General features: G+C 33.4%; 13 protein-coding genes and 1 riboswitch. Of the genes, 2 read left to right on the forward strand and 11 right to left on the reverse strand.

The window, feature by feature from the left end:
* Positions 1-76 precede the first annotated feature (76 nt).
* The 5 genes from BUA21_RS00670 to BUA21_RS00690 all read right to left on the reverse strand — a co-directional run bounded on the left by BUA21_RS00670 (position 77) and on the right by BUA21_RS00690 (position 5,638).
* Entirely contained in the window at positions 77-1,342 is a 1,266-nt protein-coding gene (locus BUA21_RS00670) for a Glu/Leu/Phe/Val family dehydrogenase (protein ID WP_072742607.1), read from the reverse strand.
* A gap of 168 nt (positions 1,343-1,510) precedes the next feature.
* Positions 1,511-2,734 (reverse strand): electron transfer flavoprotein subunit alpha, encoded by a 1,224-nt coding sequence (locus BUA21_RS00675; RefSeq protein ID WP_072742608.1) that lies wholly within the window; start codon positions 2,732-2,734, stop codon positions 1,511-1,513.
* A gap of 36 nt (positions 2,735-2,770) precedes the next feature.
* A complete protein-coding gene (locus tag BUA21_RS00680) occupies positions 2,771-3,562 on the reverse strand; it encodes an electron transfer flavoprotein subunit beta/FixA family protein (RefSeq protein ID WP_072742609.1) in 792 nt (263 codons plus the stop codon).
* An 18-nt stretch (positions 3,563-3,580) separates the two neighbouring features.
* Positions 3,581-4,720, reverse strand: coding sequence for an acyl-CoA dehydrogenase (locus tag BUA21_RS00685; protein ID WP_072742610.1), 1,140 nt, complete (start codon positions 4,718-4,720; stop codon positions 3,581-3,583).
* Between the two features lie 267 nt (positions 4,721-4,987).
* Positions 4,988-5,638, reverse strand: coding sequence for a redox-sensing transcriptional repressor Rex (locus BUA21_RS00690; protein ID WP_072742918.1), 651 nt, complete (start codon positions 5,636-5,638; stop codon positions 4,988-4,990).
* Positions 5,639-5,866: 228 nt separating this feature from the next.
* On the opposite strand from BUA21_RS00690, the gene BUA21_RS00695 reads away from it, so the two are divergent.
* The gene (locus BUA21_RS00695) at positions 5,867-6,079 is read left to right on the forward strand and encodes a hypothetical protein (protein ID WP_072742611.1); all 213 of its coding nucleotides are present in this window, start codon (positions 5,867-5,869) and stop codon (positions 6,077-6,079) included.
* 71 nt (positions 6,080-6,150) lie between these two features.
* Entirely contained in the window at positions 6,151-8,067 is a 1,917-nt protein-coding gene (locus tag BUA21_RS00700) for an ABC-F family ATP-binding cassette domain-containing protein (RefSeq protein ID WP_072742612.1), read from the forward strand.
* A 164-nt stretch (positions 8,068-8,231) separates the two neighbouring features.
* On the opposite strand, the gene tsaD is transcribed toward BUA21_RS00700, so the two are convergent.
* The 6 genes from tsaD to BUA21_RS00730 all read right to left on the reverse strand — a co-directional run bounded on the left by tsaD (position 8,232) and on the right by BUA21_RS00730 (position 13,036).
* A complete protein-coding gene (gene tsaD / locus BUA21_RS00705) occupies positions 8,232-9,239 on the reverse strand; it encodes a tRNA (adenosine(37)-N6)-threonylcarbamoyltransferase complex transferase subunit TsaD (RefSeq protein ID WP_072742920.1) in 1,008 nt (335 codons plus the stop codon).
* A gap of 38 nt (positions 9,240-9,277) precedes the next feature.
* Positions 9,278-9,724 (reverse strand): ribosomal protein S18-alanine N-acetyltransferase, encoded by a 447-nt coding sequence (gene rimI / locus BUA21_RS14845; protein ID WP_072742613.1) that lies wholly within the window; start codon positions 9,722-9,724, stop codon positions 9,278-9,280.
* A gap of 8 nt (positions 9,725-9,732) precedes the next feature.
* The gene (gene tsaB / locus BUA21_RS00715; protein WP_072742614.1) at positions 9,733-10,425 is read right to left on the reverse strand and encodes a tRNA (adenosine(37)-N6)-threonylcarbamoyltransferase complex dimerization subunit type 1 TsaB; all 693 of its coding nucleotides are present in this window, start codon (positions 10,423-10,425) and stop codon (positions 9,733-9,735) included.
* The gene (tsaE, locus tag BUA21_RS00720) at positions 10,422-10,880 is read right to left on the reverse strand and encodes a tRNA (adenosine(37)-N6)-threonylcarbamoyltransferase complex ATPase subunit type 1 TsaE (RefSeq protein ID WP_072742615.1); all 459 of its coding nucleotides are present in this window, start codon (positions 10,878-10,880) and stop codon (positions 10,422-10,424) included. Before tsaE ends, tsaB begins: the two co-directional genes overlap by 4 nt.
* 115 nt (positions 10,881-10,995) lie before the next feature.
* Positions 10,996-11,604, reverse strand: coding sequence for an ECF transporter S component (locus BUA21_RS00725; protein ID WP_072742616.1), 609 nt, complete (start codon positions 11,602-11,604; stop codon positions 10,996-10,998).
* A 98-nt stretch (positions 11,605-11,702) separates the two neighbouring features.
* Positions 11,703-11,829: riboswitch (FMN riboswitch) on the reverse strand.
* A gap of 46 nt (positions 11,830-11,875) precedes the next feature.
* Positions 11,876-13,036 carry an amidohydrolase gene (locus BUA21_RS00730; protein ID WP_072742922.1) on the reverse strand — a complete coding sequence of 387 codons (1,161 nt, stop codon included), beginning with the start codon at positions 13,034-13,036 and terminating at the stop codon, positions 11,876-11,878.
* Positions 13,037-13,053 lie beyond the last annotated feature (17 nt).

Genomic DNA, 13,053 nt, shown 5'->3' on the forward strand with positions numbered 1-13,053 from the left:
AAAACACAACAACACAGAAGAACTGTCCCCCTGTGTTGTTAAAAAAAGCTGGTCAAATTGACCAGCTTTTTATATATTAATACCAACCTCTTAATTTCATTGTTTCTGCTACTTTCTTAACTGAATGCATATATGCAGCTTTTCTCATTGGAACATCATGTTCTTCTTTGATTGCCCAAATTGCATTAAATGCATTAACCATAGCAATTTCTTCTTTTTCTTGTACTTCTTCTTCACTCCAATAGTATCCGTATAGGTTTTGTACCCATTCAAAGTATGAAACAGTAACTCCACCAGCATTAGTCAAGATATCTGGAGTAACAGTGATTCCTCTTCTTGCAAATACTTCATCTGCATCTGGTGTCAATGGACCGTTTGCAGCTTCACAAACAAGTTTAGCATTGATCTTTTCAGCTACTTCAGCTGTAACAGCATTTTCAAGTGCAGCTGGAATCATGATATCTACATTTAATGCCCAGAATTCATCAAGAGTGATTTCTTTTGCATTTGGATATCCAACAAGATTTCCATGTTCACTCATGTACTTAGCCATATCTTTATAGTCTAGTCCATTTTCATTGTATACAGCGTAAGTTCCTTTTTCTGGAGCCCATTCTCCAACAGCTACAACTTTTGCACCTAGTCTTTGGCAATTTCTAACTGTGTTTGAGCCTACATTTCCAAATCCTTGGATTGCAACACTTGAACCTTTTAGATCCATTCCAAGTTTTTTAGCTGCTTCTCTAGCTATAACTGCTACACCAAATCCTGTAGCTTCATTTCTTCCTAATGATCCACCAAATCCAACTGGTTTACCTGTTATAACACCTATTGAGCTTTCGCCCATCAATTTATTGTATTCATCTACCATCCAAGCCATGATTTGTCCATTAGTATTTACGTCTGGAGCTGGGATATCAACTTTTTCACCTATTAGTTTATATATTCCATCTATGTAGCCCCTAGATAGTCTTTCTAGTTCGCCCTTTGACAATGATTTTGGATCTACTGTGATTCCACCTTTGCCTCCGCCATAAGGAATACCAGTTACACAACATTTAAAAGTCATCCATATTGATAGTGCTTTAACTTCGTCTGGATTTACATTTGGATGGAATCTAACTCCACCTTTTGTTGGTCCTATAGCATCGTTATGGTAAGATCTGTATCCTTTGAAAACCTTTACAGAACCATCATCCATTTTTACTGGGATTGAAACTTCAAGAAATCTTTGTGGCTCTTTTAGTATCTCATATACAGAAGGATCTAATCCTAGTGCATCACAAGCATCCTTAACTTGTTTTTGGGCATTTTCAAATGGATTAAGTTTTTCCTTTGTCATTTAAATGACCTCCCTTTAAAATTAAATGGTTTTTTGAAAACGTTTCACTATGTTGAATCAAACCCCTATTGCTTCATACAATAGAGATTATAACATAGAGCATCTTTTTTGTAAACACACGAAAAAATGAATAAAATGAGACAAAGACATCTTTGCCTCATTTTATGATTAGTTTTCGGAAACTGCCTTTATTGCTTCCATTATATCGTCTACATTGTCCAATGCTTCGATTAAAGCAGGTATTACTTCATATAAATCTCCAACTATACCATAATCAGCTACTTCAAATATTGGAGCATTTGGATCTTTGTTTATAGCTACTATGCATTTTGAATCTTGCATACCAGCTAAATGCTGAATAGCTCCTGAAATACCACAAGCAACATAAAGTCCTGGTCTAACTGTCTTTCCTGTTTGACCAACTTGATGAGGTTGATCTATCCATTGTGCATCTACAGTAGCACGGCTAGCACCTACCACTCCACCTAATTTTTCAGCTAATTCTTCAATTAGTTTAAATCCTTCTTGATTTCCTAATCCTCTACCACCAGATACAATTATAGGAGCTTCTTCTAGAGCTACTACTGGTTTATCACTCTTAACTACATCCACAACTTTAGCTTTGATATTAGCATCTGTCAATTTTGGAGCAATCTTTTCAACTGTTCCTTTCCTATCTTCAACAAGTTTTGCCTTTTCCATAACTCCAGGTCTAACTGTTGACATTTGTGGTCTGTGATTTGGACAAAGAATTGTAGCCATTAAGTTTCCACCAAATGCTGGACGAGTCATCATGAGACGTCTGTTTTCTTTGTCAACATCTAGTCTTGTACAGTCAGCTGTAAGTCCAGTATGAACTCTTGCTGATAGTCTTGGTCCCAAATCTCTACCTATATTCGTAGCACCAATAAGCAATATTTCTGGTTTCTTTTCTTCTATTAAATCATATATAACTTTTGCATATCCTTCAGTTGTATAAACATCTAAAAGTTCGCTATCTGCATAAAGTACTCTATCTGCACCATATTTTATAAGAGTTTCAGCCACATCATCAATATTATGTCCCAACAATACTGCACTTAATTCAGTTCCCAATTCATCAGCTATTTTTCTTCCTTCTCCCAATAGCTCAATAGCAACATTTAGAAGTTTCCCACCTCTTTGTTCTGCGAATACCCAAACTCCTCTATATTCGTCAACGTTTACGCCGCCTTTTCTTCCTTCTTCTTTCTCAATTGCTTTTACCGGACATTTTTCTATACATTGACCACAAGCTGTACATTTATCAGTAATGACTGCTTTTTTATCAACCATTTGAATAGCATCAAATGGGCATACTCTAATACAAGCTCCACAGCCAACACATTTTTCTTTCATGACTTTTACTGCCATAGCTACATCCTCCTTTTATATTAGAATTACAGATATTTATATAATCTTTCTCTCTTTCAGTCTTACTACTAGTGCTCTAGCAGCTTCTTTACTATTTCCTTCTAACATTTCCACAGCAGAAGCTTTTCCTTGTGGTGTGAAAGATTTGCTAACTTGAGTTGGTGATCCATCAAGACCTAGATTGTCTCTATCAACTTCATAATCATTAGCCGTCCATACAGTAACTTTGTTTTCTCTATATGCTTTATAAATTCCTTTTATTGATGGATATCTAGGTTCATTTAATTCCTTAATTGCAGTAAGTAATACTGGCATTTCTGATTCAACTACAAAATATCCATCTTCCAATGCTCTTTTAGCTCTAACTTTTCCGTCCAATATTTCTAGTTCTTCTACATAAGTAATTTGAGGAATTCCTAAATGTTCAGCAATTTGTGGACCTACTTGTGCGGTATCTCCATCAATAGCTTGTCTACCACAGAATATAATATCATAATCTCCTATGTTCTTAATAGCTCCTGCTATTGCTGTAGATGTTGCCCATGTATCAGAACCTGCAAAAGCTCTATCACTTAAAAGTATTGCTTCGTCAGCACCCATAGCCAATGCTTCTTTTAAAGCTACATCAGCTTGTGGTGGTCCCATGCTCAAAATAGTAACTTTTGTATCTGGACATGCATCTTTTATCTTCAAAGCTTCTTCTAAAGCATTTCTATCGTCAGGGTTTATAATACTTGGAACTCCTTCACGAATTAAAGTTCCTTTAACTGGATCAATTTTTACTTCATTTGTATCAGGAACTTGCTTTAAACATACTATGATATTCATAACTTCCTCCTCCTTTATTTATCTTAATAAACTACCTGCAATAACCATTTGTTGTACTTGAGAAGTACCTTCATATATTTCAGTTATCTTAGCATCTCTCATCATTCTTTCAATTGGGTAATCTTTAGTATATCCATATCCACCATGTAATTGAACACATTTAGTAGTTACATCCATAGCAGTATTTGCTGCAAACAATTTTGCCATAGCTGCTTCTTTGTTGTAAGGAAGTCCATTTGCCTTATTAAAAGCTGCTCTATAAACTAAAAATTTAGCTGCTTCAATTTCAGTTGCCATATCTGCAACCATCCATTGCAATCCTTGGAATTTAGCTATTGGTCTACCAAATTGTTTTCTTTCTTTTAAATATTTAACAGTTTCTTCTAATGCACCTTCTGCAATTCCAAGTGCTTGAGAAGCAATTCCTATTCTACCACCATCTAAAGTAGTCATAGCGATTTTAAAACCTTTTCCTAATTCTCCAAGCAAGTTTTCTTTTGGAACTACACAGTTTTGGAAAATAAGCTCTGCAGTTGAAGAGGCTCTAATTCCCATCTTATCTTCTATTTTTCCGATGCTGAATCCTGGAAAATCCTTTTCTACTATAAACGCACTTATTCCTCTAGTTCCTTTTGATCTATCTGTCATAGCAAAAACTATATATACATCTGCCTGTCCACCATTTGTGATGAATATTTTTGAACCATTAAGTATATAATTGTCTCCATCTTCCACTGCTACAGTTTGTTGTCCAGCTGCATCTGTACCTGCATTTGGTTCAGTTAATGCAAAAGCCCCCAGTTTTTCCCCTTTTGCCAAAGGTATTAAATATTTTTGTTTCTGTTCTTCTGTCCCGTATTTATATATTGGCCAACATCCCAAAGATGTATGAGCAGATAAAATAACTCCTGTAGTTGCGCATACTTTTGACAATTCTTCAACAGCTATAGCGTAAGCCAACTCATCTCCTCCAGCTCCGCCATATTCTTCAGGGAAAGGTATACCAAGCATATTGTATCTAGCCATTTTTTCTACATTTTCTCTTGGGAACCTTTCAGTTTCATCAATTTCCGCTGCAATTGGCTTTACTTCTTTTTCAGCGAAATCCCTCATTACATTTCTAACCATTTCTTGCTCTTTCGTTAAAGTGAAATTCATATTATATTTCCCTCCCTATAATATTGGCTAAATATTGTCCACATATATTATAATTCATTTCCAATTTTATTTCTACAACATTTGTTAATTATTTATCTTTGTTAATATTGTATTTTTGTCTGTTTTATATCTACATGGCAAAAAAAGCCAATATATCCCTACAAACATATGATATATTGGCCCTTTAGAGCATATAAAATTTAAATTGACTGTAGAACAAGTAAAATAATCACAATTTATACGTCATTTAGTTAACGATGTTTCCTACTAGGATTCAGTATCAAAACTAGGATGATTTTTCAAAAAATAAGACAATGTAAACAAACTTTCATTTAAATGTACATTTTCTACAACAATATCATCTGGCACTATTAAGTCAGCAGGAGCAAAATTCCATATACCTTTTATTCCACTTCTTGCATATATGTCTGCAACCTCTTGAGCATTATCTTTAGGAGTTGTTATGATTCCAATTTCTACATCATTATCCTTTATAAATTGTGACAACAAATCTACATCTCTGATTTCAATATCTCTGATTTTTAATCCAATCATTTTAGGATTTTTATCAAACAATGACAATACTTTAACTCCTGCATCTTCAAATCCCTTATAATTTGCTATAGCCTGACCTAGATTACCTGCACCAGCAATTACGGCATTGTACATTTTATCTAATCCCAATATTATGCCCAATTCTTTGTGTAAATCCTCCACATTGTAACCATAACCCTGTTGGCCAAATCCTCCGAAATTGTTTAAATCTTGTCTTATTTGAGAAGCTGTAAAACCTGTCAACTTGCTCAATTCCTGTGATGAAATTCTAGTTATTCCTTTGTTAAGAAGTTCTCCCAAATACCTATAATATTTAGGAAGTCTTCTTATGACTGTCATTGAAACTTTACTTTCCCTATCCATATTCAAACTTCCTCTCCTACCATCAAATTTTGACAAATCACTTTTTCAAATTATATCATTTCTATATTTATATGTCAATTTCAGGTAACAATTTATACCCTTTCTCTTCTATTATACCTCATTTTTTCATCTTTCTATCATTATTTATTATTTTTATATTATATTTTTTGAATATATATATTTTTTATTGAAATACTAAAAAATATAATACTCAAAGGAGGCATTTTTATGGCAAGTAAAGAGCAACTGCGAAAGGTGGCAACACACTGTGATGAGTACAATATGAAGGAAGACTTTTCTGTGGAACTGTCTTCTGACTTCAGTGTTGAAGATATAAAAAGTTGTGAAAACTGTATTCATTTCACAAGAGATCATAAATGCGATATAGACCTTGTAGATAAAGTTTTATCTAGTTTGGCAATGGAATTAGATAAAAGATAGTCCTTAATCTTTCATAGGACTATCTTTTTTGGTAAAATTAAATTAAAGTGTTTATATAGGAGTGAATAAAAATGATAGTACTATCTTGCAACAATTTATCTAAAACTTTTATAGTTGATACCATACTGGATAATATAACTTTTTCCATAAATAGTGGAGAAAAGATTGGTCTTGTAGGACTAAATGGTTCTGGAAAAACAACTCTTTTCAATATTTTAGCTGGAGAAATTTCTAAAGACAGCGGAGATATATATGTTCAAAAAGATTTAAAAATAGGATATCTAAAACAACATGTTCAAATTCAAAGTGACAAAACTGTATTTGAAGAATGCCTAGAAGTCTTTGTACCTATAATAGAAATGGAAAAAAACTTAAGAGAACTCGAAAAACAAATAAGTATAGAAGGAACAAAAGGTGAAACACAAAAACTAAATAAACTCATGGAAGAGTATTCTGATCTATTAGAAGAGTTTTCAAATAAAAATGGATATGGATTTAAGAGTGAAATAAAAGGTGTTTTAAAAGGCCTTGGTTTTTCTGATGAAGATATGGAAAAAGAAATAAACAAATTGAGTGGTGGGCAAAAAGCTAGATTGTCTTTAGGAAAACTACTTCTTGAAAAGCCTGATTTGCTTTTATTGGACGAGCCTACCAACCATTTGGATATAGAAGCTGTCACTTGGCTGGAAAAATTCCTAAAAGAATACACTGGAACTGCCCTCATCATATCCCATGACAGGTACTTTTTAGACAATGTTGTAGACAAAATATTTCAACTAGAAAATTTAACTCTTAAAACCTACAATGGGAATTATACTGAATTTATGAAAAAACGAAAAATAGAAATGGAACTTTTGAAAAAACAATATGACAATCAACAAAAGGAAATAGAAAGACAAGAAGAAATAATCAAGAGATTTTTAAGCTATGGTGGACAAAGATATATAAAACAAGCTCAAAGTAGGCAAAAACTCCTTGAAAAAATGAAAAAGGTGGACAAACCTGCAGCTGATGGGAAAAAAACAAAATTGAAATTTGAACCTAAAATAGAAAGTGGAAGAGAAGTGCTTAAAATAGATGAAGTAAGCAAATCTTTTGACGATGGTGTATTATTTAAAAATGTAAATTTCAATGTCTATAGAGGTGAAAAAGTAGGACTCATTGGGCCTAATGGAATAGGTAAAACTACTTTATTTAAAATGATATTGAAAAAAACATATCAAACTAGCGGAGATATAGCACTTGGGTCCAATGTTCATATTGGGTATTTTGATCAAGAACAGGAAAACTTAAATCCTGACAAAACTATAATTGATGAAATATGGGATGAAAACCCTGATTTAGATTATTATCAAATAAGAACTTATTTAAGTCAATTTTTATTTTTGGGTGATGATATATTTAAAGAAATAGGAGATTTAAGTGGTGGTGAAAGAAGCAGGGTATCCCTACTTAAACTTATGCTCTCTAAATCTAATTTTCTTTTAATGGACGAACCCACCAATCATTTGGACATAGACTCAAAAGAAGTTCTCGAAGGAGCTTTAGAAAGATATAATGGAACAATTTTAGTTATTTCTCATGACAGATATTTCTTAAACAAAGTGACAAATAAAATAATTGAGTTGTCTAAAGATGGCACTGAAGAATTTTTGGGGAATTATGATTATTATTTAGAAAAGAAAAATCAAGTCATAGAAGATTATGAAGAAGAAGAAACTAAAACTAAAACTCAAATGAAAATTGAAAGAAAAAAAGAAAGAGAAAAAAAAGAAAAAGAAAAAGAAAGAAAAATGGAAATTGCAAAGCTAGAAAATTTAATTGCAAATGAGGAGGAAAAAATCAAAGAAATAGATGCTCTAATGTGCAAACCCGAAATATATGATGAACCAGAAAAAGTACAGGACTTAGCCATGAAAAGAGATGAAGTTCAAAACAGATTAGATATGCTATATGAAGAATGGATTAATTTTACAGAAAGCTCATAGAAATTTTGTCCCCAACAAATCCACATCTTATTCACATTATCCACATATTTATCCACAAGTATTTTAGCTGTTTTAACTTAATTTTTTGGTTTTTTCCACATTATCCACACTTTTTCTCCCAAATTTTCATGAACTGTGTGGATAATGTGTGCAAAATTTGTTGATTATTTAAACCCTAACTCTAAATTTGGCTCTACATTTAAGTCAAAATTAGAGATATATCCACCCATATAGTTAAAATATGCAGCAGAACCTATCATGGCAGCATTGTCTGTGCATAAAATTGTTGATGGATATTTTATATCTATTCCTTCTTTATTTCCTCTTTCTAGAAACATATTTCTAAGTCCTTTATTTGCTGCTACACCACCTGCCACTACTATAGTTTTAGATTTTCTTTCAATAGCAAGTCTTATGGTTTTTTCTACAAGAACTTCTGTTGCTGCAGCTTGAAAACTTGCCGCTACATCTTCTATTGCTATTTCTTCTCCCATTTGCTTTGCATGATTTAGATAGTTTAGTACAGCAGTTTTTAATCCACTAAAACTAAAATCATAACTATCTTCTTCTAAACAAGGTCTTGGAAAATTTATTGCCTGACTATTTCCCTCTAATGACAATTTATCTATAAGAGGTCCTCCTGGATAGGGAAGCCCTAGGGATCTTGCTACTTTGTCAAAAGCTTCTCCAGCTGCATCATCTCTTGTCCTTCCTACAAGTTCATAGTCAGTATAAGAATTGGCTTGTACTAAATAAGTATGTCCTCCTGATACTACTAGACAAGTAAAAGGCGGCTCTAAGTCCTTGTGAGTGATGTAATTGGCACATATATGACCCTCTATGTGGTTTACCCCTACAAGAGGCACATCTAGTGCATAAGCTATAGCTTTAGCGCTAGATATACCTACAAGAAGTGCACCTACAAGTCCTGGTCCTCTAGTCACACCTACTATATCAATATCTTTAAATGTAATATTGGCTTCATCAAGAGCCTGTTGTATGATAGAATTCATGCTTTCTATATGTTTTCTTGAAGCAACTTCTGGCACTACTCCACCAAATTTTCTATGGATCTCAATTTGTGATGAAATAACATTTGAAAAAACTTCCCTGCCGTTTTTCAGCACTGCACAGGAAGTTTCATCACAGGAAGTCTCTATTGCTAATGTCATAATATCTTTTTTCACTATTTTTCACCTCAATCAAGTTTCTATTCTACTCTTTTCCACATGATAATTGCATCTTCATTGTTGTCAGAATAATATCCAGGTCGAATACCATATTCTTTAAACCCATATTTGTCATAAAGGGATTTTGCTACTTCATTGGTCTTTCTCACTTCCAGAGTCATAGCAACAATATTTCTGTCTCTACATATATCTATTAAACCTTCCATTATTTTATTTCCAACTCCCAGTCCTCTATATTTCTCATGAACTGCAATATTAGTCACATGTCCTTCATCTATTATGAGCCATATTCCACCATAGCCTACAACTTTTCCTTGAATTTCTGCTACTACATACTTTGCAAGCATATTTTTAGTTATTTCCAATGTAAAGGCCTCTTTAGGCCAAGGAGTAGCAAAAGAAGTCTTTTCTATATCTAAGACTTCATCTATATCTTTTTCAAGCATAGGCCTTACTAAAATGTCCATAGACATCACTACCTTTTCTTATATTCTCTTTGAGCTTGAGACTCTCTTAGATATTCTGGAACTAAATCAAAATAATTTTCTCTCTGACCTCTATTCCATTTAAGCATTGCCAACTCTCCTAAACTTGAAGCTCTAGCTCCATTTAAATGTATAGGAGCAAATATGGCCTTAGACCCCAATTTTTCACTTATACTGTCTTTATATATAGCTGTTCCATCGCCATTAAAGACAACTTTTTCTTCAAAACTTTGAACTTTTTCTATAAGTTCATCTATTTCCATTATAGTTGGTTCAAACCTATTTATAAGTATGCCATTTTCCCATTGGTATATTCCTGTAAAAACTCTATTTCTTCTTGCATCCATTATAGGGACAACTATTCCTCCAAAAGGAATATTAAATGCCAAGGCCTCCAAAGTTGATATTCCCAAAACTGGTTTATCTACAACATGGGCTAAACTCTTTATTGTAGCCAAACCAATTCTAAGTCCCGTAAAAGAACCTGGCCCTACTGCACCAGCAAATAAATCAATTTCCTCAATTTTTAAATTTAGGCTATCCATTATAACCTTTATCATAGGAATAAGTCTTTCTGAATGGGTCATGTCTTGATTTAAATTGTATTCACCTAGTACTTTTTCTTCATCTAGTACTGCACAAGTAGCTACCATACTAGATGTATCTATAGCTAATACTTTCAATCTCTCTTCAACTCCTCTATTATGCTTTTGTTTCTTTCTCCACTACCATATATATTAAGTATTCTCTCTTCATCATTGGAGCCTCTATTTATTTCTATGGTGAGTACATCTTCTGGAAGAACGTTTTTTATTTTATTTGCCCATTCTATAATAGACACTCCATTAGAATAAAAATATTCTTCAAATCCTAAATCATATATACTTTCTACTTCTTCTAGTCTATATACATCAAAATGGTATAGTGGAACTCTTCCCCTGTACTCATTTATTAGAGTAAAAGTAGGACTTGTCACATATTCCTCTACATCTAATCCTTTGGCTATGGATTTAGTCATAGTAGTTTTCCCTGCTCCTAAATCCCCTATTAGACAAATAATTTCTCCACCTTTTAATATTTTACCCAATTTGTACCCAAATTGTTCTGTATCTTTTGTATTTTTAAGTATCAATTCCATCTAAACTCAACCTTTCCATCCATAAACTATATATAATTATAGCATTCCCATAAAGTTTAAGCCATAAAAAAACTAGAGTCAAGGGGCAAATTGATATGCTCCTTAACTCTAGTTTTTATCTATGAAGTACTGGTGATACTTTTTTATATAAAAGCAATGTAATCAACGTAACTATTGCACCCTTAATCAAATTGAAAGGTGCTACTGCATATACTATAAGAGACTTTAAATCCACTACATATTTGTTAACTGCACTGCCCATAGCAACAATTTTATCTAATGGCATTCCAAACAATTTTGCATAGAAAGGTATCATTATGAAATAATTTGCAAAAGACATAACTACTGTCATAGCTATAGTACCTAAAATCATTCCAACAACTGCATTTTTCAAATTCTTTTCTTTATGATACATCCATCCTGCCACACATACAAATACACTTCCTACAACAAAGTTTGCAAGTTCCCCTACTACCATAGTGGAAGTTCCCCTTATGACAATGTGTAGTATATTTTTTATAAGTTCTATTAAAACTCCGGCCATTGGTCCTAATGCAAAAGCTCCCATAAGAGCCGGTACTTCGCTTAGGTCCATTTTCAAAAACCCTGGTGCAAACCATAGTGGAAATTCAATGAGCATAAGTACAAATGAAACAGCTGAAAGAATCCCAATTTTGGTCAACATCTTTGTTGACATCTTACCTTTTTCTTTTTTCAATTCCATAAAAAATCCCTCCAAGTATAATATTTCTCCAGGGACTTAAGAAGGATTACAAAACCCCGAAGGAAAACCTTCGGGGCAAAATATACTTTTTAAGTATACAATATCTTCTTCCATCCAGACTTTAACTGTCGGCTTTGGATTTTCACCAAATCAACCACATAAACGATATATGGCTCGCGGGCTATAACCGCCGGTGAGGAATTGCACCTCGCCCTGAAGATTATTTATTTATACCTTCATTATACAATATAAATAAAATATATGTCAACTTTTAACTTCTATAAACTACTTCTCCATTTATAATAGTTGCATAAGTCTTACAATCTATATCTTTTAGTGGATTCCCATCAAATATAACTATATCTGCATCCTTTCCCACCTCTATACTTCCAACTCTATCAGCAATTCCTATGATTTCAGCAGGATTTATAGTTATAGCTTTTAATGCTTCCATTTCATCTAATCCAGATTTAGCTGCAAGTCCAGCACAAAGAGGTAAATATTGTAGTGGAATAACTGGTGCATCTGTAATTATAGCAATTTTGACTCCTGCTTCATGAAGTATTCTTGGAGTATCAAAAGTTTGATTTCTAAGTTCTATTTTGGATCTATCAGTCAAGGATGGCCCAACAAGAGCGGGTTTGTCTTCCTCCTTCAAAATATCTGCAATAAGATGACCTTCTGTACAGTGATCAAGAGTTATATCTACATCAAATTCTTTGGCAATTCTTATAGCAGTCAATATATCATCTGCTCTATGGGCATGAGCCTTAAGTGGAATTTCTTTTTTAAGTACCTTTGTCATAGCCTCCATTTTAATATCATATTCTGGCATCTTGGATGGATCTTCTACTGCACTTTCCTTTTTCTTTAAATATTCTTGTGCTTTAAATAATGTTTCTCTCAAAATAGCTGCTGTAGCCATTCTAGTTATAGGAGATTTTTTCTGGCTCTCATAAACCCTCTTAGGATTTTCACCAAAAGCAATTTTCATAGCTACTGGTTCTTTGACAATCATATCATCTACTCTTTTTCCATAAGTCTTAACTGCTACAAACTGTCCTCCTACTACATTGGCACTTCCAGGCCCTGTAACTGCTGTGGTCACTCCTCCCATATAGGCCTCTTCAAAGGCACGATCCATAGGATTTAAACCATCAATAGCTCTCAACTGAGGAGTCACAGGATCTACCCATTCATTCCCGTCATCACCTTCAAAACCCATTCCATCTTCCCACATACCTATATGGCAATGAGCATCTATAAATCCTGGAGTAACCATTTTACCTTCTGCATCTATTACTTCTGCATCTAATGGTGCTACAATATCTTTACCTATTTCCACAATTTTTCCTTCATTTATTAATATACTTCCTCCTTCAATTACTTGTCCTTTCATAGTATAAATATAACCATTTTTTATAAGTAACATATATATTCCCCCTTGGA

Origin of the sequence: Sporanaerobacter acetigenes DSM 13106 (assembly GCF_900130025.1) — a bacterium.
GTDB lineage: Bacteria > Bacillota > Clostridia > Tissierellales > Sporanaerobacteraceae > Sporanaerobacter > Sporanaerobacter acetigenes.